The sequence below is a fragment of the Amycolatopsis sp. SID8362 genome, from assembly GCF_010550475.1.
GTDB classification, from domain to species: domain Bacteria; phylum Actinomycetota; class Actinomycetes; order Mycobacteriales; family Pseudonocardiaceae; genus Amycolatopsis; species Amycolatopsis eburnea.
In genome coordinates, this window is the sequence record NZ_JAAGNB010001460.1 from 1 (window position 1) to 23889 (window position 23889).

General features: G+C 71.4%; 25 protein-coding genes and 2 pseudogenes. 13 read left to right on the forward strand and 14 right to left on the reverse strand.

Annotated features, from left to right (window positions below; all coding sequences use genetic code 11):
* Positions 1 to 869: LysR substrate-binding domain-containing protein (locus tag G3I65_RS44535; protein WP_160701445.1), on the forward strand; the 869-nt coding region annotated here is incomplete at its 5' end.
* Here G3I65_RS44535 and G3I65_RS44540 read toward each other — a convergent pair.
* The 4 genes and pseudogenes from G3I65_RS44540 to G3I65_RS44555 all read right to left on the reverse strand — a co-directional run.
* Positions 866 to 1003 (reverse strand): annotated as a pseudogene (locus G3I65_RS44540) (pyridoxamine 5-phosphate oxidase); the annotation flags it as partial. The gene G3I65_RS44535 and the pseudogene G3I65_RS44540 sit on opposite strands and share 4 nt — an antisense overlap.
* A gap of 78 nt (positions 1004 to 1081) precedes the next feature.
* Positions 1082 to 2738 (reverse strand): annotated as a pseudogene (locus tag G3I65_RS44545) (GMC oxidoreductase).
* The gene (locus G3I65_RS44550; RefSeq protein ID WP_160701446.1) at positions 2738 to 4201 is read right to left on the reverse strand and encodes an NAD(P)/FAD-dependent oxidoreductase; all 1464 of its coding nucleotides are present in this window, start codon (positions 4199 to 4201) and stop codon (positions 2738 to 2740) included. The pseudogene G3I65_RS44545 and the gene G3I65_RS44550 overlap by 1 nt, the downstream one beginning before the upstream one ends.
* Before the next feature lie 76 nt (positions 4202 to 4277).
* Complete coding sequence (locus G3I65_RS44555) at positions 4278 to 5372, reverse strand: winged helix DNA-binding domain-containing protein (protein ID WP_160701447.1); 1095 nt, start codon at positions 5370 to 5372, stop codon at positions 4278 to 4280.
* 79 nt (positions 5373 to 5451) lie between these two features.
* Between G3I65_RS44555 and G3I65_RS44560 the strand changes: the two genes are divergently transcribed.
* Positions 5452 to 6537, forward strand: a complete 1086-nt coding sequence (locus tag G3I65_RS44560) for an AraC family transcriptional regulator (RefSeq protein ID WP_160701448.1) — start codon at positions 5452 to 5454, stop codon at positions 6535 to 6537.
* On the opposite strand, the gene G3I65_RS44565 is transcribed toward G3I65_RS44560, so the two are convergent.
* Entirely contained in the window at positions 6428 to 7099 is a 672-nt protein-coding gene (locus tag G3I65_RS44565) for a TetR/AcrR family transcriptional regulator (RefSeq protein WP_160701449.1), read from the reverse strand. The two genes, G3I65_RS44560 and G3I65_RS44565, sit on opposite strands and share 110 nt — an antisense overlap.
* A gap of 195 nt (positions 7100 to 7294) precedes the next feature.
* On the opposite strand from G3I65_RS44565, the gene G3I65_RS44570 reads away from it, so the two are divergent.
* Entirely contained in the window at positions 7295 to 7606 is a 312-nt protein-coding gene (locus G3I65_RS44570) for a hypothetical protein (protein ID WP_160701450.1), read from the forward strand.
* A 3-nt stretch (positions 7607 to 7609) separates the two neighbouring features.
* Here G3I65_RS44570 and G3I65_RS44575 read toward each other — a convergent pair whose 3' ends face one another.
* Positions 7610 to 8056: a MarR family winged helix-turn-helix transcriptional regulator gene (locus tag G3I65_RS44575; protein ID WP_160701451.1), complete on the reverse strand. Its 447-nt coding sequence runs from the start codon at positions 8054 to 8056 to the stop codon at positions 7610 to 7612.
* A gap of 63 nt (positions 8057 to 8119) precedes the next feature.
* Here G3I65_RS44575 and G3I65_RS44580 point away from each other — a divergent pair, with 63 nt between their 5' ends.
* Positions 8120 to 8488, forward strand: coding sequence for a VOC family protein (locus G3I65_RS44580; RefSeq protein WP_160701452.1), 369 nt, complete (start codon positions 8120 to 8122; stop codon positions 8486 to 8488).
* Between the two features lie 10 nt (positions 8489 to 8498).
* Here G3I65_RS44580 and G3I65_RS44585 read toward each other — a convergent pair whose 3' ends face one another.
* From G3I65_RS44585 to paaI, 3 genes are read right to left on the reverse strand one after another with little or no spacing between them, the layout of a single operon-like run.
* On the reverse strand, positions 8499 to 9092 hold the full coding sequence (locus tag G3I65_RS44585) for a TetR/AcrR family transcriptional regulator (protein ID WP_160701453.1): 594 nt from the start codon (positions 9090 to 9092) through the stop codon (positions 8499 to 8501).
* Positions 9089 to 10366: a phenylacetate--CoA ligase PaaK gene (gene paaK, locus G3I65_RS44590; protein ID WP_160701454.1), complete on the reverse strand. Its 1278-nt coding sequence runs from the start codon at positions 10364 to 10366 to the stop codon at positions 9089 to 9091. Before paaK ends, G3I65_RS44585 begins: the two co-directional genes overlap by 4 nt.
* A gap of 2 nt (positions 10367 to 10368) precedes the next feature.
* Positions 10369 to 10779 carry a hydroxyphenylacetyl-CoA thioesterase PaaI gene (gene paaI, locus G3I65_RS44595; protein ID WP_160701455.1) on the reverse strand — a complete coding sequence of 137 codons (411 nt, stop codon included), beginning with the start codon at positions 10777 to 10779 and terminating at the stop codon, positions 10369 to 10371.
* A 169-nt stretch (positions 10780 to 10948) separates the two neighbouring features.
* Here paaI and paaZ point away from each other — a divergent pair, with 169 nt between their 5' ends.
* From paaZ to paaE, 6 genes are read left to right on the forward strand one after another with little or no spacing between them, the layout of a single operon-like run.
* Entirely contained in the window at positions 10949 to 12979 is a 2031-nt protein-coding gene (paaZ, locus tag G3I65_RS44600; RefSeq protein WP_160701456.1) for a phenylacetic acid degradation bifunctional protein PaaZ, read from the forward strand.
* Entirely contained in the window at positions 12976 to 13908 is a 933-nt protein-coding gene (paaA, locus tag G3I65_RS44605) for a 1,2-phenylacetyl-CoA epoxidase subunit PaaA (protein ID WP_160701457.1), read from the forward strand. The genes paaZ and paaA overlap by 4 nt, the downstream gene beginning before the upstream one ends.
* Positions 13905 to 14189, forward strand: coding sequence for a 1,2-phenylacetyl-CoA epoxidase subunit PaaB (paaB, locus tag G3I65_RS44610; protein ID WP_160701458.1), 285 nt, complete (start codon positions 13905 to 13907; stop codon positions 14187 to 14189). Before paaA ends, paaB begins: the two co-directional genes overlap by 4 nt.
* On the forward strand, positions 14186 to 15043 hold the full coding sequence (paaC, locus tag G3I65_RS44615) for a 1,2-phenylacetyl-CoA epoxidase subunit PaaC (protein WP_160701459.1): 858 nt from the start codon (positions 14186 to 14188) through the stop codon (positions 15041 to 15043). Before paaB ends, paaC begins: the two co-directional genes overlap by 4 nt.
* On the forward strand, positions 15037 to 15525 hold the full coding sequence (paaD, locus tag G3I65_RS44620) for a 1,2-phenylacetyl-CoA epoxidase subunit PaaD (RefSeq protein ID WP_160701460.1): 489 nt from the start codon (positions 15037 to 15039) through the stop codon (positions 15523 to 15525). Before paaC ends, paaD begins: the two co-directional genes overlap by 7 nt.
* Before the next feature lies 1 nt (position 15526).
* Positions 15527 to 16576 carry a 1,2-phenylacetyl-CoA epoxidase subunit PaaE gene (gene paaE, locus G3I65_RS44625; protein WP_160701461.1) on the forward strand — a complete coding sequence of 350 codons (1050 nt, stop codon included), beginning with the start codon at positions 15527 to 15529 and terminating at the stop codon, positions 16574 to 16576.
* Here the strand turns inward: paaE and G3I65_RS44630 are convergent, their stop codons facing one another.
* The 4 genes from G3I65_RS44630 to ccrA all read right to left on the reverse strand — a co-directional run bounded on the left by G3I65_RS44630 (position 16577) and on the right by ccrA (position 20943).
* Complete coding sequence (locus tag G3I65_RS44630) at positions 16577 to 17707, reverse strand: adenylate/guanylate cyclase domain-containing protein (RefSeq protein ID WP_160701462.1); 1131 nt, start codon at positions 17705 to 17707, stop codon at positions 16577 to 16579.
* 5 nt (positions 17708 to 17712) lie between these two features.
* Complete coding sequence (locus G3I65_RS44635; protein WP_086863564.1) at positions 17713 to 18165, reverse strand: universal stress protein; 453 nt, start codon at positions 18163 to 18165, stop codon at positions 17713 to 17715.
* A 93-nt stretch (positions 18166 to 18258) separates the two neighbouring features.
* Positions 18259 to 19464: a chromosome segregation protein gene (locus tag G3I65_RS44640; RefSeq protein ID WP_166641369.1), complete on the reverse strand. Its 1206-nt coding sequence runs from the start codon at positions 19462 to 19464 to the stop codon at positions 18259 to 18261.
* Positions 19465 to 19602: 138 nt separating this feature from the next.
* Positions 19603 to 20943, reverse strand: coding sequence for a crotonyl-CoA carboxylase/reductase (gene ccrA / locus G3I65_RS44645; protein ID WP_160701463.1), 1341 nt, complete (start codon positions 20941 to 20943; stop codon positions 19603 to 19605).
* A gap of 194 nt (positions 20944 to 21137) precedes the next feature.
* Between ccrA and G3I65_RS44650 the strand changes: the two genes are divergently transcribed.
* A complete protein-coding gene (locus tag G3I65_RS44650; protein ID WP_158641271.1) occupies positions 21138 to 21506 on the forward strand; it encodes an SPW repeat protein in 369 nt (122 codons plus the stop codon).
* Between the two features lie 17 nt (positions 21507 to 21523).
* The gene (locus G3I65_RS44655; RefSeq protein WP_160701464.1) at positions 21524 to 22096 is read left to right on the forward strand and encodes a TetR/AcrR family transcriptional regulator; all 573 of its coding nucleotides are present in this window, start codon (positions 21524 to 21526) and stop codon (positions 22094 to 22096) included.
* 55 nt (positions 22097 to 22151) lie between these two features.
* Here the strand turns inward: G3I65_RS44655 and mce are convergent, their stop codons facing one another.
* Positions 22152 to 22607, reverse strand: a complete 456-nt coding sequence (gene mce, locus G3I65_RS44660) for a methylmalonyl-CoA epimerase (RefSeq protein WP_086863568.1) — start codon at positions 22605 to 22607, stop codon at positions 22152 to 22154.
* A gap of 137 nt (positions 22608 to 22744) precedes the next feature.
* Between mce and G3I65_RS44665 the strand changes: the two genes are divergently transcribed.
* Positions 22745 to 23889: acetyl-CoA C-acetyltransferase (locus tag G3I65_RS44665; protein WP_160701465.1), on the forward strand; the 1145-nt coding region annotated here is incomplete at its 3' end.

The following is a 23889-nucleotide window of genomic DNA, read 5'->3' on the forward strand; positions in this document are numbered from 1 at the left end:
TCCGCAGCACGGCCGACGCGCTGGAGAAGGAGATCGGCGAGCTGGAAGCCGAGATCGGCGGCGCGCTGGTGGTGTCCGGCGAAGGCGGCGTCCGGCTGACGGAGCTGGGGGAGCGGCTGCGCACCGGCGCCCGCGCGGGCGTGGCGGAGCTGGCGGCCATCTTCACCGAAACCCGCACGGCCGAGCGGCGCATCGGCGGCCGCCTGCGCGTGGGCTACGTGGCGAGCCTCGGCGGTGACCTGGTTACCCGCGTGACGACGGAGTTCGAACGCCGCCACCCGGCGTGCCGCGTCACCCTGACCCCGACCCGGATCGGCCGGCGCTGGGACGAAACGGACCTGCTCGCCGAGGGCGACCTCGACCTGGTGCTGCACTGGTCCCCGGGCGGCGACACGCGCTCGTTCGCGCAACCGAACCTGCGCACCGGCCCGGCGCTGCTGACCGTGCCCCGCGGCCTCCTGCTGCGCGACGACCACCCGCTCGCCTCGCGCGAGACGGTCAGCCTGGAGGACCTCGCGGACCACCGCCTGCTCGACCCGGGCAAGGCGCTCCACCCGGTGGCCCGCGACCTGTGGGCCCCGCCGGTCACGCCGTCCGGCCGCCCGATCCCGCGCACCGAGGAGGACATCCCCCGCCTGATCGGCCGCACCCGCATCGGCGCCGAGGACATGCTTTCCCTGGTGGCGCGCGGCATCGGCCTGCACATCTCGGTGGTGTCGCTGCTGGAGCGCTACCCGTTCCCGGGGTTGAAGGTGATCCCGGTAGTGGACATCCCGCCGATGCTCGCGGTCCCGGTGTGGCGCGCGTCGGAGGAGAACGAAGCGATCCGCGCGTACGTCTCGGTGGCGGCGGAACTGGCGGCGGGTTAGCCGTTCTTGCGGCGGAGCAGCTCTTCCACCGCGCTGGGCAGGGTCGTTTGGAAGTCGATCAGCTTCGCCCAGGAGGGCGTGACCGTGATCCGCACCATGCCGTCCGCGTACAGCTCGCGGACCTCCTGCTCGCCCACGACCTCGACCTCATCCGGTTCGTGGCCCAGCGGGTCCTGATCACCTCGAGCGGCCCGGCCACGTGGGGCCGCTGATCACCGCTCCACCACCGGCAACCGCAGCGCGCCCGGTGCGTCCGAAGGCACCACCGGGTTCTTCGGTGCCACCGCCGCCACCCGCCGGTACTTCGCGCCCAGCTCCGGCCTGGGGTCGGCCTCGCCCTTGTTGGGCCAGAACGCCATCGCCCGCTCCGCCTGGGCCGTGATCGTCAGGGACGGGTTCACGCCCAGGTTCGCCGTGATCGCCGAGCCGTCCACCACGTGCAGGCCCGGGTGGCCGTACAGCCGCTGGTACGGGTCGACCACGCCCGTCTCCGGGGAGTCGCCGATCGTGCAGCCGCCGATGAAGTGGCCGGTGATCGGGATGTTCAGCATGTCGGTCCACGCGCCCTGCGGGAGGCCGCCGATCTTCTCCGCCACCCGGCGGGTCACCTCGTGGCCCGCCGGGATCCACTCCGGCGACGGCGCGCCCGCGCCCTGGCGGGTCGTCATCCGGCGGCCGAACAGGCCGCGTTTCGTGTAAGTCGTCACGGAGTTGTCGAGCGTCTGCATCACCAGCAGCCCGATCATCCGCTCCGACCAGTGCCGGGGGTTGTGGATCCGCAGGAGGTCACGGCGCCGCCGCCACAGCTCCCGCAGGCCCAGCACCCAGCGGCGACGGCCCGGTGAGCCGTCCACCAGGACCGTCGCCATCAGGCCCATCACGTTGCTGCCGCGCCCGTACCGCACCGGCTCCACGTGCGTCACCTCGTCCGGGTGGATCGACGACGTGATCGCGACGCCGCGCGTGTAGTCCGTGTCCTTCCGCAGCGACCGCGCCGCCAGCACGGCCTCGGAGTTCGTCCGCGCCAGCAGTCCCAGCCGCGGCGAGACGCGCGGCAGGGTTCCGTTGTCGCGCAGGCGGTGCAGCAGCCGTTGCGTGCCGAGCCGCCGCGGAGAACACCACCTGCCGCGCGGTGAACGTCCGGCGCGAGCGGCGGCCGGTGCGCACGGTGTCCACCGCGTACCCGCCGTCGACCGGCCGCACCGACACCGCCGTCGTCAGCGGGTGGACCACCGCGCCCGCCTGTTCGGCCAGGTAGAGGTAGTTCTTGACGGTCGTGTTCTTCGCCCCGACCCGGCAGCCGGTCATGCATTCGCCGCACAGCGTGCACGACTGCCGCGCCGGCCCGGCACCGCCGAAGAACGGGTCCACCCCGGACTGTCCGAAGTAGACGCCGACCGGGGTCCGCCGGTAGGTGTGGCCGATGCCCATGTCGTCGGCCACCTCGGCCAGGACCCGGTCCGCGGCCGTCGTCGCCGGGTTTTCGACCACGCCGAGCATCCGCTTCGCCTGGTCGTAGTACGGCGCCAGCTCGGCCTTCCAGTCCGTGATGTGCGCCCACTGCGGGTCTTCGTAGAACTTGTCCGGGGGCTCGTACAGCGTGTTCGCGTACACCAGCGAACCGCCGCCGACGCCGGAGCCGCTCATCACGAAGGTGTTCTTCAGCAGCGTCAGCCGCTGGATGCCGAAACAGCCCAGCGCGGGCGCCCACAGGTACTTCCGCAGCCGCCACGACGTCTTGGCGAACTCGTCGTCGGCGAACCGGCGGCCGGTTTCCAGCACGCCGACGCGGTAGCCTTTCTCGGTCAGCCGCAACGCCGTCACGCTGCCGCCGAACCCCGAGCCGATCACGAGGACGTCGTAGTCCATCACGCCACCACCCGGTAGTCCGCGGGATCGAGCCGCCGGGTCCGGCGGTCGTATTCGGTGACCAGGCCGGGCCAGTTGGTCGTGACGCGGCCGTCGGCCTGGCGGTACCAGCTCGTGCAGGCGCTCCACACACTGTGGCCCAGCCGCTTCTGCACTTCGTCGTCGTAACGCCGCTCGACCTCGGGCAGCACGTCCAAATAGGACACGCCGGGCCGGGCCAGCCGCTCGACCGCCTGCCGGATGTAACGGGCCTGGCGCTCGATCATGTAGATGATCGACCCGGCGCCGAGGTTGGTGTTGGGCCCGTAGACGCAGAACAGGTTCGGGAACCCGGGCACGGCCATGCCGAGGTAGGCCCGCGCGCCGCCCGACCACTCCTCCCGCAGGGACCGCCCGCCGAGGCCGCGCACGTCCATCCGGCCGAGGAACTCCGTCGCGGCGAACCCCGTGCCGTAGACCAGGACGTCCGCTTCGACCTCGGTCCCGTCCTCGACCCGCACGCCCTTCTCGGTGATCCCGGTGATCCGCCGCGTTTCGACGTCGACATTCGGCTGGGCCAGCGCGGGCAGGTACTCGTTGGTGAAGAGGATCCGCTTGCAGCCCAGGGGATAGGACGGCGTCAGCTTCGCGCGCAGCTCCCGGTCCTTGATGTGGCGGCGCCGCAGCTGCGCGGTCCGCAGCTCGAACATCTTGGCCAGCACCGGGTGCTTGGTCATGGCGTAGGTCGCGTACTCGGCGAGCAGGAAGATCCGCAGCCGGCCGAGCAGCTGCGTGGGTGGCAGGTGCTCGAACAGCCAGTGCTGCCACCGCCGGTAGGTCGGATCGGACTTCGCCATGACGTACGGCGGCGTGCGCTGGAAGACCGTGACGTGCTGGGCGTGCTTGCGCAGCTCGGGCACGAACTGCACGGCGCTGGCCCCGGTCCCGATCACGGCGACGCGCTTGCCGGTCAGCTCGACGCCGTGGTCCCAGCGCGCGGAGTGGAAGGCGTCGCCGGCGAAGGTCTCGCGGCCCGGGATGTCCGGCAGCACGGGCCGCGACAGCTGCCCGACGGCGGGGACGAAGACGTTCGCCTCGTACGTCTCGCCGTCCTGCGTCTCGACGCGCCAGAGGCCGCGCGCTTCGTCGAAGGTGGCCGAGGTGACTTCGGTCCGGTACCGGATGTGCGGCTCGAGCCCGTACTTGGCGATGACGCCGCGCAGGTAGGCGAGGATGTCCGGCTGGTGCGAGAACCGCTTCGGCCACCGCGGGTTGGGCTCGAAGGAGAAGGAGTACAGCGGCGACGGGATGTCGCAGGCGGCGCCCGGGTAGGTGTTGTCGCGCCAGACCCCGCCGGCCTCGGCCGCGCTCTCCAGGATCGTGAAGCCGGTGAACCCGGCGCGCTTCAGTTCGATCGCCGTCCCGATGCCGCCGAACCCGGTGCCCACGATCAGCACCGACGGCCCCTTCGCCGAACTACTCATGCGGGAAAAGCTACGCACCGAGGGGCTGTGACAACAGGACACGATCGGTCACCCGATCGAGATTTCCGGCCACGGTTCACGCGGGGTCGTTGACCCGCACCTCCTGCGTCTCCGCGCCCGGCTCCGCCCAGCTCATCAGCTGCCCGGCCGCGCTCTCCAGCGCCGCCAGGTCCCGCTTCGGCAGCTTCTCGAACGGCGACAGCTCCACCATCGCCGCCTTCTTCGCCGTCTTGATCTCCCAGAACCCGCGCACGAACCCGCCCACCAGCAGCGTTCCCTTCACCAGCCCGTTCTGCGTGATCACCCGCTTGCGGTACTCGTCGGAGATCACCCGCGTGCGGTCGGCGTACGACAGGATCATCTGGTCGAACGGCCCCAGCAGCCGCGGCGGGGACGGCACGTCGGGGTCCGGCACGGACAGCTCCGGCAGGTCGAGCAGCTCGCGCCCGTCCGGGTCGCGGTAGCGCCGCAGGTCCATCGACGCGGCCACCTCGCCGAGCCGGGTGATGCCCGCCCACGCCTGGACGTCCGCCACCGACGCCGGGCCGAACGCGCGCAGGTAGCGCGAGATCAGCGAAGCGGGCGAAGGCGGCGAGAGCGGCGAGCCGACCCAGTCCTCCAGGCACGCGTACGTCGTCTGCCCGGCCTTGCCCCAGATCGCCCGCGGCGGGGTCTGCACCAGGGGCAGCCGGCCCCGCGCGAGGTGGGTCAGGGACGCCGCCGGGACGTCCCAGCGCCGGGCCAGCTCCGCGCCCAGCGCCGTGCTCGACAACGGCGAGCGTCCAAGCAGCTCACGCGCCGCCGCGGCGACCTCGTCGTGGTCCAGGGCCGCCAGCGGGCCCGAGTGCTGGGTGTTCGTCTTGAGGTCGCGCTCGTAGAGCACCTGGACCACCGGCCGCCACGCCAGCGCGTCCGCCGCCGTCACCAGGTGGACCGTGCCGCGCATCAGCGCGATCCGGACCACCTGCCTGCTCTCCAGCAGCTCCGAAAGCTCCGCTGGCCGGAAGCCGTGCAGCCGCGGCCACAGCGCGTAGTACGGCGGGAACGGCGCCTGCGCCTGGAGCCCGGCCAGGTGCTCGATCGCTTCCAGCGCGGACAGCTTCGCGCGGCGGAGCAGCAGCTGCCGCTCCAGCGTCGCCCGGTTCAAGGCCCGTCGGCTCAAGGTCTCCACGCCGCTCACCCTAACGATCACCCCGGACGGTTCCGGTCCTCGATTGCACGCCGAAAGCCCGTGATCCATACTTCCGGCCATGGCCGAGCTCGCCGCCCCCGCGGTCGGGGACTGGGACTTCCCGCGCGGCACCGCCAGCATCGAGCTGATGACCCGGTTCGCCGCCGAGCGCGGGCTGGCCGCGGGAAAGCTGCTCGCCGCGACGTCGCTGTCACCGGAGCTGCTCACCGACGCGGGTGTCCAGGTCGACGCGCGTCAGGAGCTCGCCGTCGTCCGCGCGCTGGTGGAACTCGACGGTTCGGACGCGACGGCGCTCGAACTCGGCAGCCGCTACCGCGTCACCACCTTCGGGATCTTCGGCTTCGCCTGCATCAGCAGCCCGACGCTGCGCGACGCGATGCTGTTCGCGCTGCGCTACTTCGACCTCAGCTTCGCGTTCTGCATCCCCCGCGTCACGCTCGAGAGCGACCGCCTGACGCTGGAGCTCGACGAAACCCGCGTCCCCGCCGACGTCGCCCGGTTCCTCGTGCTGCGCGACCTGGCCGCCATCTTCACGGTCATGCGCGACCTGCTGCCGGAGATCGCGCTCGACGACCTGAGCTTCCGGCACTCCGCGGCCGCGGTGGACGCCTACGTGACGACGTTCGGCGTGCGCCCCCGCTTCGATGCCGAAGCGTGCCGCGCGACGCTCGACCCGGCGCTGCTGACGCTGCCGCTGCCGCAGGCCAACGACCAGACCGTCGCCCTGTGCGCGGCGCAGTGCGAGGCGCTCGTCGCGCGGCGGCGGGAGCGCTCGGGCATCTCGCAGCAGGTCCGGGAACGCCTGGTCCGCCTCGGCGGCGTCGACGCCGGGATGGACGAGATCGCCCGCCAGCTCACGCTCAGCACGCGCACACTGCGCCGCCGCCTGACCGAGGCGGGCACGAGCTACCGGGCGCTGGTCGACGAAGTCCGCCACACGCTGGCCGAGGAGCTGCTCGACACCGGCGTGCTGTCGGTCGAGGACGTCGCCTACCGGCTCGGGTACGCCGAGGCCTCCAGTTTCATCTACGCGTTCAAGCGCTGGACCGGGATGACGCCGGCGGCGTTCGCCCGCCGGTTCCGCGCCGCTCGGCAAGCGCCGCCGGGTAGGTCACCTTCAGCAGGTTCAGGATCGAATCGGTGAGGAAGGTGCGCAGGGCCGCGCGGTCGAGCGTGCCGCGGATCAGCCATTCGCGCGACGCCGCCCGCAGCATCCCGCCGAACGAGCGGATCATCGCGCGCAGCTCTTCGCGGCCTTCGGTCACGCCGCTCATCAGCGCGGCCTCCAGGACGCGGTCGGCGGCGATCTCGTCGGCCTCCAGCATGATCCGCTCGATCTCGGGGTCGCGCCCGGCCGACTCCGGCCCGATGACGGTCAGCCACGCGTCGCGGTTGCGGTCCACGACCTCGATCCAGCGTTCGACGCCGATCGCCAGCCGCTGCTCCATCGTGGTGTCCGGCAACGCTTCGGTGACCGGCGCGGGCACGATCATCAGCTGCCGCACGACTTCCAGGTAGAGCTCGCGCTTCCCGCCGAAGTAGTGGTTGATCAGCGGGCGCGCCACCCCGGCCGCCTCGGCGATGTCCGAAGTGGACACCGACGCGTAGCTGCCCGCCCCGAACAGGTGCCGGGCGGCGGCGAGGATCTCCGCCCGCCGTTCGGCCGGTTCGAGGCGGCGCCGCCGCGGCCGGGTCCCACTGGTCATCCGCTCAGCCTCGCGGGGGATCGGCACCCTGTCAACAAGCAGTTGACCTGCTGTCAAGAGGGGTGGCTCCGGTGGCGGGCCGGGGGTGTTTCACGCCAACATTTGTCGTTACGCAACCGGAACGACCCGCTGGTAACTCCCCGGCGTCCGGATGCGACGAGACGGCAGGGACCCGCGACCCGGGGGCAGGAGCAGATGACCGAAGAAGACGCGCCGATCCGGCCGGCCGGACGCTGGGTGAGCGTCCGCCTGCAGCATCGCCACGTCAGCTTCGAGGAAGGCTTCGAGGTCGAGGAGCCGCCACCGGACGGCGACTGCGCCGACGAGGCCTCGCTGTCCTACTCCGGCATCGTGATCACCGGCTACGACGAGGGCGAGAAGGTCTCCGAGCAGTGGATCCCGCTCGGCGTCGACCCGTCCGAAGCGGACGACGAACGGCTGATCGAGCAGCTGCGCGAGGCACTGCTCTGGCAGGCGGGCCGTCCGCCGCAGACCACGGGGGAGTGACGGCTACGCGTCGCCGTCGCGCAGGGAACGGATCATGCTCTGCAGGCTGCGGAACGCGGCCTCCTGCTCGGCCTCGGTCATCCCGGCCAGCATCCTGACCTCCACGGCCCGGACCGCCGCGGTCGCCTTCTCCAGGCTCCGCCGTCCACGGGGCGTGAGCCGGGTGGGGAGGGCCTTCCCGACGGGCGCCTCCGCGGGCCGCGTCACGTAGCCGTCCCGTTCCAGGGCCTGGAGCAGCACGTTCATCGTCTGCCGGGTCACGAACGCGCCCCGCGCCAGCTCGGAGTTCGACAGGCCGGGCCGCTGGGCCAGCAGTTCGAGGCAGGAGTAGTGCGTCACGCTCATCCCGAGCGGCCGCAGCACCTCCTCCATCGCCGCGCGCAGCGTGCTCGACGCCTCCTTCAGCAGGTAGCCCAGCGACGTCTTCAGGTCGACCCCGTCTTGACTCATGTCAGTATTCTGACATACAGTTCAGCGTGTCAGAAGACTGACACGAAAAGAAGGAGTCACACCATGCCCGCCACCGGACCCGACTTCGTCTCGCTGCAGGCGCGCGACCTCGACGCTTCGCAGGCGTTCTACGAGAAGTACCTCGGCCTCGTCCGCTCGCCGGCCGGGCCGCCGCACGCCGTCGTCTTCGAGACGAAGCCGATCGCCTTCGCGCTCCGCGACATCGTCCCGGGCACCGACCTCGACTCGGTCGCGCAGCCGGGCATCGGTGCCGCGATCTGGCTGCACGCCACCGACGTCCAGGCCATCCACGACGCGCTGGTCGCCGACGGGCACCCCATCGTGGCCGCGCCGATCGACGGCCCCTTCGGCCGGACGTTCACCTTCGCCGACCCCGACGGCTACCGGATCACCCTCCACGACCGCACCTGAGCGGCCGGGCTCAAGACGCGGTGCGCAGGCCTTCGAACGCCACCTTGCACACCGCGTCCGCGACCTCCTCGGCCGAGGAGCCCCGCCGGGGGCGGTACCACTCGATCAGCGAGTTGACCATGCCGAAGACGAGCCGGGCGGTCACCGCGGGATCGACGTCCGGGCGGATGTCGCCCTCCGCCGCCGCCTGCTTCACCAGGTCCGTCACCAGGCGGTCGAACTCGCGCCGCCGGGTCAGCGCCGCCCGCTCCACCTTCGTGTTGCCCCGCACGCGCAGCAGCAGCGTGACGAACGGGAGCCGGTCGGCGAGGACCAGGACGCTGCCGCGGACGAGGTGCTCCAGCCGGTCGATCGCGCGGCCGTCCAGCGCCGTCGCTTCCGCGGCGACGGCGAACAGGCCGTCCAGTGCCCGGTCCACCGACAGCCGCAGCAGCTCCTCCTTGCTGGGCACGTGGTGGTAGATCGCGGACTTCGTGATGCCGAGCTTGCGGGAGAGGTCCTCCATGCTCGTGCCGTCGTAGCCGCGTTCGTTGAACAGCTTCACCGCCACCCGCAGCAGTGATTCGAGGTCGTAGCCGGGGCGCCCGCGGCGGGGTGCGGTCACGGCTTCTCCCGCTGGTCGACGATGCGCCGCATCTTGCCCATCGACCGCTCGAGGGTGTCCGGGTCGACGACGTCCACCGACACGGTGACCCCGACGCCGTCCTTGACGCCGCTGACCAGCGAAGCGGCGGCCGCGTCCCGGTCCGCGGGGGAAGCGTCGTGGCGCGCCTCGACCACCACCGTCAGGTGGTCGAGGCGCCCGCGCGTGGACCGCACCAGCTGGAAGTGCGGGCTCAGCGCCGGCGTCCGCAGCACGATCTCCTCGATCTGCGTCGGGAAGACGTTGACCCCGCGCAGGATGATGAGGTCGTCGGTGCGGCCGGTGACCTTGTCCATCCGCCGGAACGCCGGCCGGGCGGTGCCGGGGCGCAACGCGGTGAGGTCGCGGGTGCGGTAGCGGATGATCGGCAGCGCCTGCTTGGTCAGCGACGTGAACAGCAGCTCACCGGTTTCCCCGCTGCCGAGGACCTCCTCGGAGTACGGGTCGATCACCTCGGGGTAGAAGTGGTCCTCCCAGATGTGCAGGCCGTCCTTCGTCTCGACGCACTCCTGCGCGACGCCCGGTCCCATCACCTCGGACAATCCGTAGATGTCGACGGCGTCGAGCGCGAACCGCTCCTCGATCTCCGCGCGCATCTGCTCGGTCCACGGCTCGGCGCCGAAGATGCCCACCTTGAGCGAACTGGCCTTCGGGTCGACGCCCTGGCGCTCGAACTCGTCGAGCAGCGTCAGCATGTACGACGGCGTGACCATGATGATCTCGGGCTTGAAGTCGGTGATGAGCTGCACCTGCCGCGCGGTCATGCCGCCCGAGGCCGGGATCACCGTGCAGCCGAGCTTTTCGGCGCCGTAGTGCGCGCCGAGGCCGCCGGTGAACAGGCCGTAGCCGTAGGCGACGTGCACCTTGTGGCCCGGACGCCCGCCCGCCGCGTGGATCGAGCGGGCCATCACCGTCGCCCAGGTGTCGATGTCCTGCTCGGTGTACCCGACGACGGTGGCCTTGCCGGTGGTGCCGCTGGAGGCGTGGATGCGGCGGACCTGCTCCTGCGGCACGGCGAACATCCCGAACGGGTAGTTCTCGCGAAGGTCCTGCTTGGTCGTGAAGGGGAACTTCGCCAGGTCGGCGAGCTCCTTGCAGTCGTCCGGGTGGACGCCCGCCTCGTCGAACTTGCGCGTGTAGGCGGGCACGTTCGCGTACGCGTGCCGGAGCGTCCACTGCAGGCGCTCCAGCTGGAGGGCGGCCAGCTCGTCCGCGCCGATGTCCGTCTCGATCATGGTCAGTCCCGTTTCGCGGAGATGGCGCGGCTGCGGCCGCGGAATTCGGCGACGACCTCGGGCCCGCCGGGGGTCTCCCGGTGCACGGTGACGTCGTAGATGCCGTTGCGGCCGTAGCGGGTGCGCTCGGTGGCCGTGGCGACCAGGTGGTCGCCCAGCCGGCCGGCCGCGACGAAGGAGATCTCGGCGCCCGCGGCGACCGTCACCGGGCCGTGCGTGTTGCACGCGCAGGCGAACGCGGTGTCGGCGAGCAGGAAGACGTACCCGCCGTGGGCGATGTCGTGGCCGTTGACCATCGCGCGGGTGATCGTCATGGTCGCCACGGCCCGGCCTTCGCTCGCTTCGACGAGTTCGATGCCCAGCGCGCGCGACGCCTCGTCGGCGGCGAACATGGTGTGCGCGGCGTTGGTCATGCGCTGTCACTCCAGACTGACCGAATGGACGGTCACCTCGCGGTGCCGCTCAGTAAAGGCAGTGCCCGGGGCCGTGTCAAGCGCCGCCCCTTCCGATCTCCAGCGGCAGCGGCTACCATGGCAATTACTGAACGTCCGGTAGGTAATTCGGCGGGAGAGGTCGGACCTGATGGCATTGCTGCGCAGCTACGTCTCCGGGGAGTGGCACACGGCGGCGGACGAGGGCGTTCCGCTGCACGACGCCGCCACCGGCGAGGAGGTCGCCCGCATCTCGTCGAAGGGCGTCGACTTCGCGGGCGCGCTGGCGTACGGCCGCCGCGTCGGCGGCCCGGCGCTGCGGGAGCTGACCTTCCACCAGCGCGCGGCCCTGCTGAAGGCGCTGGCGTCGCACCTGCGCGAACACCGCGAGGAGCTGTACGCGCTGTCCGCGCGCACCGGCGCCACGCTGGGCGACTCGAAGTTCGACATCGACGGCGGCATCGGCGTCCTGTTCAGCTACGGCTCGAAGGGCAAGCGCGAGCTGCCGAACGACACGGTCTACGTCGAGGGCGCCGTCGAGCCGCTGTCGCGTGGGGGCACGTTCGTCGCCCAGCACATCGCGACGCCGCTGCGGGGTGTGGCGGTGCAGATCAACGCGTTCAACTTCCCCGTCTGGGGTCCGCTGGAGAAGTTCGCGCCCGCGTTCCTGGCCGGTGTCCCGAGCCTGGTCAAGCCGGCCAGCTCGACGGCGTACCTGACCGCGCGGCTGGTCGAGCTGATCATCGAGTCGGGGATCCTGCCCGAGGGCTCGCTGCAGTTCGTCGCCGGCAGCGTCGGCGACCTGCTCGACCACGTCACCGCGCAGGACCTGGTGTCGTTCACCGGCTCCGCGTCCACCGCCCAGAAGCTGCGCGCGCACCCGGCGATCATCCGCAACGCCGTCCGGTTCAACGCCGAGGCCGACTCGCTGAACTGCTCGATCCTGGGCCCGGACGCGGTGCGCGGGACCACCGAGTTCGACCTGTTCGTCAAGCAGCTGACCACGGAGATGACGGTCAAGGCGGGCCAGAAGTGCACCGCGATCCGCCGTGCGTTCGTCCCGGCTTCGCTGCTGGACGACGTCGCCGCGGCGGCTTCGGAGCGGCTCGCGAAGGTGACCGTCGGCAACCCGGCCGCCGAGGGTGTCCGGATGGGCGCGCTGGCGAGCCTGGAGCAGCGCGAGGAGGTCCGGCGCTCGCTGAAGGCGTTGCTGGACGCCGGCAGCGTCGTGTTCGGCGACCCGGAGCAGGTCGACGTGATCGACGCCGACGCCGAGCGCGGCGCGTTCATCTCCCCGGTGCTGCTCAAGGCCGACCCGGAGCGCGCCGAGCCGCACGAGGTCGAGGCGTTCGGCCCGGTCTCGACGCTGATGCCGTACACGTCCACCGAGCAGGTCGTCGAGTTCGCCGCGCGCGGCGGCGGCAGCCTGGCCGGGTCGGTGGTCAGCGCGGACAAGGAGTTCGTGCGCGAGGTCGTGCTGGGCGCGGCGCCGTTCCACGGCCGGCTGCTGGTGCTGGACGCCGAGGACGCGAAGGAGTCCACCGGGCACGGCTCGCCGATGCCGCAGCTGGTCCACGGCGGCCCCGGCCGCGCGGGTGGCGGCGAGGAGATGGGCGGCATCCGCGGCGTGCTGCACCACATGCAGCGCACCGCCGTGCAGGGTTCACCCGCGGTCCTCTCGTCGGTGACCGGCCGCTGGGTGACCGGCGCGCCGCGGACCGAGGGCGACGTGCACCCGTTCCGCAAGTCCCTGGCGGAGCTGCGCATCGGCGACTCGGTGACCGCCGGGCCGCGGGTGGTGTCCCAGGAGGACGTCGACCACTTCGCCGAGTTCACCGGCGACACGTTCTACGCCCACACCGACCCCGAGGCGGCGGCCGCGAACCCGCTGTTCGGCGGGATCGTCGCGCACGGCTACCTGGTCGTGTCGTTCGCCGCGGGCCTGTTCGTCTCGCCGGAGCCCGGCCCGGTGCTGGCCAACTACGGCCTGGAGAACTTGCGGTTCCTCACCCCGGTCAAGGTCGGCGACTCGCTGACGGTCACGTTGACCGCCAAGCAGATCACCCCGCGGATCGACCAGGAGTACGGCGAGGTCCGCTGGGATGCCGACGTGACCAACGCCGAGGGCGAGTCCGTGGCCAAGTACGACGTCCTCACCCTCGTGTCGAAGGAGCAGCCGTGACCGCTGTGGCATCGCTGGAAGAACACTTCGAGGCGACGATCGAACGGGACCAGCGCATCGAGCCGCGCGACTGGGTGCCCGAGGGCTACCGCAAGACGATGATCCGGCAGATCGCGCAGCACGCGCACTCGGAGATCATCGGGATGCAGCCGGAGGGCAACTGGATCACGCGGGCGCCGTCGTTGCGGCGCAAGGCGATCCTGCTGGCGAAGGTGCAGGACGAAGCCGGCCACGGCCTCTACCTGTACTCGGCGGCGGCGACGCTGGGTGCGGACCGGGCGGACCTGACCGACAAGCTCATCACGGGCAGGCAGAAGTACTCGTCGATCTTCAACTACCCGACGCTGACCTTCGCCGACGTCGGCGTGATCGGCTGGCTGGTCGACGGCGCGGCGATCTGCAACCAGGTGCCGCTGTGCCGGTCGTCGTACGGGCCGTACGCGCGGGCGATGATCCGGATCTGCAAGGAGGAGTCGTTCCACCAGCGGCAGGGTTTCGAGCTGCTGATGACGATGATGAAGGGCACCGAGCAGCAGCGGGAGATGGTCCAGGAGGCCGTGAACCGCTGGTGGTGGCCGTCGCTGATGATGTTCGGCCCGCCGGACGCCGATTCGCCGAACACCGCGCAGTCGATGGCGTGGAAGGTCAAGCGCCACACCAACGACGAGCTGCGGCAGCGGTTCGTGGACATGTCGATCCCGCAGGCCGAGGCGCTGGGCGTGACGTTCCCGGACCCGGATCTCAAGTGGAACGCCGAGCGTGGGCACTACGACTTCGGCGCGGTCGACTGGGACGAGTTCAAGAACGTGCTCAAGGGCAACGGCCCGTGCAACGCGTCGCGGATCGCGCACCGGCGCCGCGCGCACGAGGAGGGTGCGTGGGTGCGGGAAGCCGCTGTGGCGCACGCGGAGAAGAAGGGTTCGCGATGAAACACGACTGGCCGTTGTACGAGGTGTTCGTCCGCGGCAAGCGCGGGCTGAACCACGTGCACGTCGGGTCGCTGCACGCGGCCGACGACGAGATGGCGCTGCACCACGCGCGTGACCTCTACACCCGCCGCAACGAGGGCGTGTCGATCTGGGTCGTGAAGGCGTCGGACATCACGGCGTCGTCGCCGGACGAGAAGGACCCGTTCTTCGCGCCCAGCGGCGACAAGGTGTACCGGCACCCGACGTTCTACGACATCCCCGAGGAGGTGCCGCACATATGAGTTTCGACAACGTCTACGAGTCGCTGACCGAGGAGAACGACGCCCGCTGGGCGTTCGGCACCGGCTTCGAGGACCCGCTGTCCGGGGTGGACACCTCGGTGCCGTCCGGTGTGGACGGTGCCGCGCTGGCCGCGTACTGCCTGATGCTGGGCGACGACGCGCTGATCTTCTCCCACCGGCTGCAGGAGTGGTGCACGAACGCGCCCGAGCTGGAGGACGAGGTCGCGCTCGCCAACATCGCCCTCGACCTGCTCGGCCAGGCGCGGCTGCTGCTGGCCCGCGCCGGCAAGGCCGACGGTTCGTCGCGCACCGAGGACTCGCTCGCCTTCCTGCGCGCGGAGAACGAGTTCCGCAACGTCCGGCTCGCCGAGCTGGGCGGCGGTCACTTCGGGCACCTGATCGCGCGGCTGTTCGTGTTCTCGACGTGGCGGCTGGCGCTGCTGCAGCGGCTGGTCTCGTCGGCGGACCCGGTGCTGGCCGCGATCGCGGACAAGGGCGTCAAGGAGCTGACCTACCACCGCGACTACGCGGCGCAGTGGCTGGTCCGGCTCGGCGACGGCACGCCGCTGTCGCGTTCGCGGATGCAGGAGGGGCTCGACGCGGTCTGGCCGTACGTCGGGGAGCTGTTCCGCACGCACCCGCTGGAACTCGTGGACGCGGCCTCGCTGCGGCCCGAGTTCGACGCGGTGGTGGACCAGGCGCTGGCCGCGGCGACGCTGGATTCGCCCACCGCCGGTGAACTGGCCGGCGTTTCGGGCCGGGCGGGCCGCGACGGCGTCCACACCGAGCAGATGGGGTTCCTGCTGGCGGAGCTGCAGAGCGTCGCCCGGGCGATGCCGGACGCGAAATGGTGACCGCGGCGGCCGTCGCGGCCACGGTCACCGACCCCGAGCTGCCGATGCTGACCCTGGCGGACCTGGGCGTGCTGCGCTCGGTGTCCGAGTCCGGGGGCCGCGTGGTCGTGGCGATCACGCCGACGTACACCGGCTGCCCGGCGATGGACACCATGCGCGACGACCTGGAGCACGCGCTGGTGTCGGCGGGCTTCGCGGACGTCGAGATCCGGACGCAGCTGTCGCCGGCGTGGACGTCGGACTGGATTTCGCCTACCGGGCGCCAGAAGCTGGCCGCGGCGGGCATCGCGCCCCCGGGTGCCGCCCCGCGCCGGTCGGGCCCGATCCCGCTGACACTGTCGGCGCCGGTCACGCGGGTTTCCTGCCCGCTGTGCGGTTCCGACGACACGGAAGAGCAGTCCCGCTTCGGCGCGACGGCGTGCAAGGCCTTGTGGCGCTGCCGTTCGTGTTCCGAGCCGTTCGAGCACGTCAAGGAGATCTGAGGTGGCGTTCCATCCCCTGAAGGTCGCGGGCGTCTCGCGGTTGTGCGACGACGCGGTCGCCGTGACGTTCGACGTGCCTTCGTCGCTGGCTTCGGAGTTCGCCTTCAAACCGGGCCAGTCCCTGACGTTGCGGCGTTCGGTCGACGGCCGCGACGAGCGCCGTTCGTACTCGATCTGCGCGCCGGCGGGAGCGGCCCCGCGGGTGGGCGTCCGCCTGGTCCCGGACGGCCTGTTCTCGTCCTGGCTGGTCAACGAGGTCCGCCCGGGCGACACGATCGAGGTGGCGACGCCGACGGGCTCGTTCACCCCGGACCTGTCGTCGGGCGGGCACCACGTCCTGATCGCGGCGGGCTCGGGCATCACGCCGGTGCTGTCGATCGTGGCGTCGTTGCTGGACACCCCGGACGCGACGGTGACGGTGCTGTACGGCAACCGCCGCACGGACACGGTGATGTTCGCGGACGAGCTGGCCGACCTGAAGGACCGCGCGCCCGCGCGCCTGGAGCTGATCCACGTGCTTTCGCGCGAGCCGCGCGAGGCGGAGCTGTTCACCGGCCGCCTGGACGTGCCGAAGCTGCGCGCACTGTTCTCCACGCTGGTGCCGGTGGACTCGGTCGACCACTGGTGGCTGTGCGGCCCGTTCGAGATGGTTTCCGGTGCCCAGGAGCTGCTGACGTCACTGGACGTGCCGCGGTCACGCATCCACCAGGAGCTGTTCTACGTCGACACCCCACCCGAGCCGGTGACCCACCTCGACCCGGCCGTGGCGGGGGAGTCGTCCGAGGTCCGCGTGGTCCTGGACGGCCGCTCGTCGACGATGACGCTGCCCCGGTCGTCTTCGGTGCTGGACGGCGCCCAGAAGTTCCGGCCCGACCTGCCGTTCGCCTGCAAGGGCGGGGTCTGCGGGACGTGCCGGGCGCGGGTGACCGAGGGCAAGGTGGACCTGCGGCGGAACTTCGCGCTGGAGGACGCCGAAGTCGAGGCGGGGTTCGTGCTGACGTGCCAGTCGTACCCGGTCTCGGAGGAGCTCACGGTCGACTTCGACGCCTGATCAGCGGCCGCGGCGACGGCGGCGCCGGGGCTTCGGCTCCGTCACCTGGTCTTCGGGTGGCGTGTCCTCCGGCGCCGGTTCCCGGGTGCTCGGGTCCGTCAGCCCCAGCATCTCCGCCGCCAGTTGCTGGGAGCTGGCGAACATGCCGGTCGGGGCCTCGCTCGAGCGGCGCAGGGCGGCCGGGCGGAGGCGGTTGTAGCCCCTGACCGTCACCGGGCGGCGGAGGCGGAGTTCGTACGCCTTCTCGTCCGCCAGGTCCGACGCCAGTTCGCGGTCGACCAGGATCGTGTCCGGGCGGGCCACCGACGTCAGGCGGGCCGCCAGGTTGACGACCGAGCCGTAGACGTCGCCGAAGCGGGAGAGGATGCGGCCGGACGCCATGCCGGCGCGGACTGCCGGGAGGCTGTCGTCCGCCGAGGTGCGCTCGGTCAGGGTGAGGGCGATCTCCGCCGCGTCGACCGCCGAGTCCGCGACGAACAGGACCTCGTCGCCGATCATCTTCACCACGCGGCCGTGGTGCTCGGCGATCACCTCGGTGGCCAGCGTCTCGAACGCGTCCAGGACGCGGCTCAGCTCCTCTTCGTCGATCTGGCGGGTCAGCCGCGTATAGCCGACCATGTCGACGAAGCCGACGACCTCCGTGCGCGCCTCGACGTTGTCGCCCGCCGCCGCGAACGCCCGGCCGGCGTAGGCCGCCAGGTGGCGGCGCCAGACGAAGTTCTGCACCTGCTCCAGCTCCGGCAGCAGGCGGTCGACCAGGCGGGTCACCTGGCGCTCGCTGCGGCCCAGCTCCGGCTGCTCCCGGATCAGCTCCCACAGCATGTCGACCTGCCACTCGGCCAGCCGCGACAGGTGCTGGCCGAGCGCGCGCGTCACCGACACCTCGATGCTCGGGTCGATCAGCCCCGAGCCGACCAGCTGGTCGGCCGTCCGCATGGCTTCGACGTCCGCGTCGGTGAAGACCACCTCGTCGTCGCGGACCGTCGCGAAGCCCAGCGCGCGCCAGAGCCGGCGTGACCGCTCCTCGGGCACGCCGGCCTTCTCGGCCACTTCGAGCCGGGTGTACTTCCGCCTGCCGCCGAGCAGGACGCGTTCGAGCCGCTGCTGAAGCTCCTCGCTCGGTTCGGTCACGGGGCTCAGGTCGTGTGGACGATGAGCACGTCCACGCCCGACTTGCGCGCCACCTCGGACGGCACCGAGCCCAGGATCCGGCCGGCGATCGTGTTCAGCCCGCGGTTGCCGACGACCAGCAGGTCGGCCTCGCGCTCCTTGACCACCTTGCGCAGCGAGTCGACCGGGTCGCCCTTCACCGCGATCGTGTCGATCTTCTCCGCGCCCGCGCGCGCCGCCCGGTCCCGCGCGGACTGCAGGGTGTCTTCGGCCGGGGCCGAGCCGACGACCTGGTACGCCTCTTCACCGAGGGCGTCCTGGGCCTTGTCGACGTCGGACTGACTGGCCGGGTAGTACGCACACGCGATGACGAGCGTGGCGCCCGCGTCGCCGGCCACCGCCGCCGCGCGGTCCACCGCCGCGAACGAAGACTCCGAGCCGTCCGTGCCCACCACCACGGTCCGATATGCCGCACCCATGCGCAAAACCTCCACGTGATCCCGCGTGAGCAGGGACGATAACCGGTCGGCAGCGACCGCGCAGGCTCGTCCGCGCCCGTGTCGGGAGGAAGGTTACTCGCCAGTCGCTTTCTGCGCTCCGCTCGCCCGCGGAGTCGGCTTCGGCGCCGGCTTGGGGGCCGGCTTCGGCTTCGGCACGTCGGACGCCTTGATCCGGATCGTTTCCTCGACGTCGCCCACGGGCGTCGTCTTCCCGGTGCCGTTCGCCGGCTGCTCCGGCTTCAGGTCGGCGGCCTTCAGGTCGGCCGTGACCTCCGCGGGCACCTTGATCTCGTCGCCGAGAACGGTGTGCGCCTCGGCCAGCACCGCCCGCGCCGCGCGGACCTGCTCGGCCAGCCCGCCGCGGACCTTGCGCAGCGCGTCGACCCGCTCGTTGGCCTGGGTGATCCGCCGGTTCGACTCGTCAGTTGCCGTCGTCACGCGGCGGCGCGCCTCGTCGGCGGCCTCCGCGAGCCGGGCGTTGGCCTCGGTGATCGAGTCCTGGCGGCGCTTGTTCGCCTCCGCCACCGACTCACGCTGACGGCGGTCGATGTCGGCCTTCGCGGCCTTCTCCTCTTCGAGGACCTTCGCGCGGATGTCGGCGGCGTCCTGCGTGGCCTCCTGGACGCGGCGCGCGGCCTCGGCCTTGCTCGCCGCCTCCTGCTCGGCCAGCACCCGCATCGCCTCGGTGCGGCGCGAGGCCATCGCGATCTCGAAGTCCTCTTCGACCTTGGTGCGGCGGTCCTGGGACTCGGTGTCCAGCCGCTTGCGCTCGGCCTCGGCCTCGTCGGTGATCTTCTTGGCCTGCGCGCGGGCGTCCTCGAGGACCTTGCGGTGCTCGGCTTCCATCTCCTTGCGCCGCAGGTCGAGCTCGGTGAGCAGCTGCTCGTAGCGGGCGCGCATGGCGCTCGCGTCCGTCTCGGCCTTGGCCCGGATGTGACCGGCCTCGGCCTCGGCGCGGGCGCGCGTGTCGGCGGACTCGTCCTGCGCCAGGCGCAGCATGCGCTGCAGCCGCTCGGACAGGCCTTCGACGCTCGTCGGCGGCTGGGCGAGCCGGTCGACCTGCCCGCGCAGGTCCGCGATCTCGCCGCGCGCGATCTCCAGCTGCCGCGCCAGGTCGCCGGCCTGCGCGATGGCCGCGTCCCGGTCGGCGGTGAGCATCTTGAGGTCGCCGTCCAGCCGCTCGAGGTGCTCGTCGACCTGCGCTCGGCTGTACCCGCGCTTCGCCACGTCGAAGCCGGCTCCCAGCGGCACAAGCTCCCGTTCATCGCCAAGGCTCATGGGCCTACCGTAGTCGCAGCCGGGTCACGGAAGGGTGAGCACCCGTGCGGTGCGCCGAACGAGCGGCGTGGTGCGGCGAGAGGATCTTGCCGCACGCAGGCGACCCGCGGCCCGCGGATCGCCTGCGTACGACCGGTTTCAGGCGCCGCGGAAGGCGTTGATCCCGTCGATGTGCTTCGCCCGCTTCTCTTCGTCCCGGACGCCGAGGCCCTCCTGCGGGGCGAGCGCGAGCACGCCGACCTTGCCCTGGTGCGCGTTGCGGTGCACGTCCAGCGCGGCCTGCCCGGTCTCCTCGAGCGGGTAGGTCTTGGACAGCGTCGGGTGGATCAGACCCTTCGCGATCAGCCGGTTCGCCTCCCAGGACTCGCGGTAGTTCGCGAAGTGGGAGCCGATGATCCGCTTCAGGTTCATCCACAGGTAGCGGTTGTCGTACTGGTGCATGTACCCGGAGGTCGACGCGCAGGTGACGATCGTGCCGCCCTTGCGCGCGGCGTAGACGGACGCGCCGAAGGTCTCCCGGCCCGGGTGCTCGAACACGATGTCCGGGTCGTCGCCGCCGGTCAGCTCGCGGATCTTCGCGCCGAAGCGTTGCCACTCCTTCGGGTCCTGCTCGGTGTCGTTCTTCCAGAACTTGTAGCCCTCGGCGCTGCGGTCGATGATCAGCTCGGCGCCCAGCTTGCGGCAGATCGCGGCCTTCTCCGGGCTGGACACGACGCACACCGGGATCGCGCCGCCGTTCAGCGCGTACTGCGTCGCGTAGGAGCCGAGGCCGCCCGAAGCGCCCCAGATCAGGACGACGTCGCCCTGCTTCATGTCCGCGCCGTTGCGCGAGACGAGCTGCCGGTAGGCGGTGGAGTTGACCAGCCCGGGGGAGGCGGCTTCCTCCCAGGTCAGGTGGTCCGGCTTCGGCATCAGCTGGTTGGCCTTGACCAGCGCGATCTCGGCGAGCCCGCCGAAGTTCGTCTCGAAGCCCCAGATCCGCTGCTCGGTGTCGAGCATCGTGTCGTTGTGCCCGTCCGGGCTCTCCAGCTCGACGTTCAGGCAGTGCGCGACCACCTCGTCGCCCGGCTTCCAGTTGTGCACGCCGACGCCGGTGCGCAGCACGACACCGGACAGGTCCGACCCCACGACGTGGTACGGCAGGTCGTGCCGCTTGGCCAGCGGCGAGAGCTTGCCGTACTTCTTGAGGAACTTGAACGTGGGGATCGGCTCGAAGATCGACGTCCACACGGTGTTGTAGTTGATCGCGCTCGCCATCACCGCGACCAGCGCCTCGCCGGGACCCAGTTCGGGCACCGCGACCTCGTCGACGTGCAGCGACTTCCGCGGGTCCTTGTCCCGGCTGTCGAGGCCCTCGAACATGTCGACCTCGCTGGCGTGCACGGTCACCCCGCGGTAGCTCTCGGGGACGGGCATCGAGCCGAGCGCGGCGGTCTCGCCGTTCAGGATGGCCTGCTGGATCTCGCCGAGCTGCGTCATTGAAGTCCTCCGGGGGTGGCGTTGGCGGCGTAAATTACCCGCCGGTAACTCGCGCCCACAAGGGTACGAGACGGACAGCACGATTACACCTCGAACTGTGACCGGGCTATCTTGACCGGCTGGCCAGTCAAGCGGATCATCGGCGCTGGGTACACCCACCCGACCAGCAGTTTCACCGACGGAGGTGAGCACGAATGAGTGAAGTCTCTACGCGCGCATGGGCCCGGCCGCACGACTGGGCCGAGGTCGTCATCGGGGTGGTCGCCGCTCTTTCACCCCTTTGGCTGAGCACGGACTCGACCGCGATGTGGACGATGGTCGTCCTGGGCGCCTTGATCGCACTCGACGGCTTGGTCTCGCTGGCCATGCCGGGCATGGTCTACGGCGAAGGCATCCAGATCGCGCTCGGCGTACTGCTGTTCATCGCGCCGTGGGTGATGGGGTACACCGAGTTCAACGGCGCTTCCTGGACGTCCTGGATCGCCGGGGTGCTGACGGTCATCGCCGGCGCGGCAGCGATGCCGGTCGCGAACGCCGCGCACCGCACGGCCGGTCAGCACTGACGCTGTAGGAGGCACGAATGACCGAGGATTCGGCGAAGGAGCGCATCCTCTGCGCCGCCGAGGCGCTCTTCGCCGAGTCCGGCTTCGACGCCACCCCGACCTCTCGCATCGCCGAGCAGGCCGGGGTGCCGAAGGGGCTGGTGCACTACTACTTCCGGCACAAGTCGGACCTGCTCACCGCGCTCGTCGAGCGGCTGCCCGACGAGCGCATCGAGCCGGCCGTGGTCGTCGTCCCCGGCGACCTGGCGGGCAGCCTGCGGCGGCTCGTCCGCGAACTCGACCACCGCTTCAGCCGGTCGTTGGGGCTCTCGCACCTGCTGTGGCGCGAGGCCGACACCCACCACGTCGTCCGCGACGCCCTCCACGAGCGCTTCCAGGTCCTGGTCCGCCAGGTCCGCGCGGTGATATTGGCGGCCACCGGCGGCGGCCTCCCAACGGCCGACGTCGAGCGCGCCTCGGGCCTGCTCGCCCGCGCCGTCAGCCACCGCCACGCGACGGCCCGCCACTCGGACGACGACCTGCCCGCCGAGTTCGACGGCGAGCTGACCTTCATCGCCGACGCCCTCGCGTCCAAGGCGGCGCCGGCTTGACCCCGAGGGACAAGGGCCGCTCGCCCGCGTTGTCACGGGCGTGCGGCTCCGCCGCTCAGTGCGCGGCGCCGTCCTTCGCCGGCTCCACCAGTTCCACCAGGACGCCGCCCGCGTCCTTCGGGTGGACGAAGTTCACCCGGCTGTTGGACGTGCCCCGTTTGGCCGCCTCGTACAGCAGGCGCAGCCCCTGCTCGCGCAGGGCCGCCGCCGCGGCGTCCACATCGGACACGCGGTACGCCAGCTGCTGCAGGCCCGGGCCGCTCTTGGCCAGGAACTTGCCGATCGCCGAGTCTTCGCGCAGCGGGGCCAGCAGCTGGATCTGCGTCTCCGTGCCCGCCGTACCGGGCGCGCGCAGCATCGCCTCCCGCACTCCCTGCTCCTCGTTCACCTCCTCGTGCGCGACCTCCAGGCCGAAGTGCGCGCGGTGGAACTCGATGGCCGCGTCCAGGTCCGGGACCGCGATGCCGACGTGGTCGATGGCCGTCACGAACGGCCGCAGGGCGTCATTCATGGAGGCAGGATAGGGGGCCCTCGTGCGGCGCCGAGGCGGAATCGTCGCGTGCCCCGCCTCACACTGGCTCCATCAAGAAGCCCTTCTCCCGGGTATGGTCGGCGAAACTGCCCATGCGCCGATGCTTGGAGGACGCCGTGTCCGGTTCCGTGATCCTGGGTGCCGCCCGTACGCCGATCGGGCGCCTGCTCGGCTCCCTCAAGGACTTCACGGGAGCCCAGCTGGGCGGGTTCGCGATCAAAGCGGCCCTCGAACGCGCCGGGGTCTCCCCGGACGCGGTCCAGTACACGATCATGGGCCAGGTGCTGACCGCCGGCGCCGGCCAGATCCCGGCCCGCCAGGCCGCGGTCGCCGCGGGCATCCCGATGAGCGTGCCCGCGCTGACGATCAACAAGGTCTGCCTCTCCGGCCTCGACGCCATCGCGCTCGCCGACCAGCTGATCCGGGCCGGCGAGTTCGACCTCGTCGTCGCCGGCGGCCAGGAGTCGATGACCCAGGCGCCGCACCTGCTGCCGAAGTCCCGCTCCGGCTTCAAGTACGGCGACACCACGCTCGTCGACCACATGGCCTACGACGGCCTGTTCTGCGCCTTCGACCAGGTCGCCATGGGCTCCTCGACGGAGAAGTACAACTCCCGCTACGGCGTCACCCGCGAGCAGCAGGACGCGTTCTCCGCCCGCTCCCACCAGCGCGCCGCCGAAGCCATCAAGAACGGCTACTTCGCCGACGAAATCGCGCCGGTCGCCATCCCGCAGCGCAAGGGCGACCCGGTCGTCTTCGACACCGACGAGGGCGTCCGCGCCGACACCACCGCCGAGGGCCTCGCGAAGCTGCGCCCGGCCTTCGCTTCCGACGGCACCATCACCGCGGGCTCGGCCTCGCAGATCTCCGACGGCGCCGCCGCGGTCATCGTGGCCAGCAAGGCGAAGGCCGAGGAGCTCGGCCTCACGCCGCTCGCCGAGATCGGCGCGCACGGCGTCGTCGCCGGCCCGGACGCGAGCCTGCACGAGCAGCCGTCGAACGCCATCCTCGCCGCGCTGGCGAAGGAGAAGCTGACCGCCGAAGCGCTCGACCTCGTCGAGATCAATGAGGCCTTCGCCGCGGTCGGGCTCGTCTCGACCGAGAAGCTCGGCGTCGACCCGGAGAAGGTCAACGTCAACGGCGGCGCGATCGCGCTCGGCCACCCGATCGGCGCCTCCGGGGCCCGGCTCGCCGTGCACCTGATCCACGAGCTGCGCCGCCGCGGCGGCGGCCTCGGCGCGGCCGCGCTGTGCGGTGGCGG

What these genes read in the sequence shown, in the direction of transcription:
- mce (WP_086863568.1), bottom strand. Translation starts at nt 22,607, where the DNA reads ATGAATGACGCCCTGCGGCCGTTCGTGACGGCCATCGACCACGTCGGC.
- G3I65_RS44635 (WP_086863564.1), bottom strand. Translation starts at nt 18,165, where the DNA reads ATGGGTGCGGCATATCGGACCGTGGTGGTGGGCACGGACGGCTCGGAG.
- G3I65_RS44570 (WP_160701450.1), top strand. Translation starts at nt 7,295, where the DNA reads ATGACCGAAGAAGACGCGCCGATCCGGCCGGCCGGACGCTGGGTGAGC.
- paaB (WP_160701458.1), top strand. Translation starts at nt 13,905, where the DNA reads ATGAAACACGACTGGCCGTTGTACGAGGTGTTCGTCCGCGGCAAGCGC.
- paaD (WP_160701460.1), top strand. Translation starts at nt 15,037, where the DNA reads ATGGTGACCGCGGCGGCCGTCGCGGCCACGGTCACCGACCCCGAGCTG.
- G3I65_RS44655 (WP_160701464.1), top strand. Translation starts at nt 21,524, where the DNA reads ATGACCGAGGATTCGGCGAAGGAGCGCATCCTCTGCGCCGCCGAGGCG.
- ccrA (WP_160701463.1), bottom strand. Translation starts at nt 20,943, where the DNA reads ATGACGCAGCTCGGCGAGATCCAGCAGGCCATCCTGAACGGCGAGACC.
- paaI (WP_160701455.1), bottom strand. Translation starts at nt 10,779, where the DNA reads ATGACCAACGCCGCGCACACCATGTTCGCCGCCGACGAGGCGTCGCGC.
- G3I65_RS44575 (WP_160701451.1), bottom strand. Translation starts at nt 8,056, where the DNA reads ATGAGTCAAGACGGGGTCGACCTGAAGACGTCGCTGGGCTACCTGCTG.
- G3I65_RS44650 (WP_158641271.1), top strand. Translation starts at nt 21,138, where the DNA reads ATGAGTGAAGTCTCTACGCGCGCATGGGCCCGGCCGCACGACTGGGCC.
- paaZ (WP_160701456.1), top strand. Translation starts at nt 10,949, where the DNA reads ATGGCATTGCTGCGCAGCTACGTCTCCGGGGAGTGGCACACGGCGGCG.
- paaC (WP_160701459.1), top strand. Translation starts at nt 14,186, where the DNA reads ATGAGTTTCGACAACGTCTACGAGTCGCTGACCGAGGAGAACGACGCC.
- G3I65_RS44565 (WP_160701449.1), bottom strand. Translation starts at nt 7,099, where the DNA reads ATGACCAGTGGGACCCGGCCGCGGCGGCGCCGCCTCGAACCGGCCGAA.
- G3I65_RS44580 (WP_160701452.1), top strand. Translation starts at nt 8,120, where the DNA reads ATGCCCGCCACCGGACCCGACTTCGTCTCGCTGCAGGCGCGCGACCTC.
- G3I65_RS44640 (WP_166641369.1), bottom strand. Translation starts at nt 19,464, where the DNA reads ATGAGCCTTGGCGATGAACGGGAGCTTGTGCCGCTGGGAGCCGGCTTC.
- G3I65_RS44560 (WP_160701448.1), top strand. Translation starts at nt 5,452, where the DNA reads ATGGCCGAGCTCGCCGCCCCCGCGGTCGGGGACTGGGACTTCCCGCGC.
- G3I65_RS44550 (WP_160701446.1), bottom strand. Translation starts at nt 4,201, where the DNA reads ATGAGTAGTTCGGCGAAGGGGCCGTCGGTGCTGATCGTGGGCACCGGG.
- paaK (WP_160701454.1), bottom strand. Translation starts at nt 10,366, where the DNA reads ATGATCGAGACGGACATCGGCGCGGACGAGCTGGCCGCCCTCCAGCTG.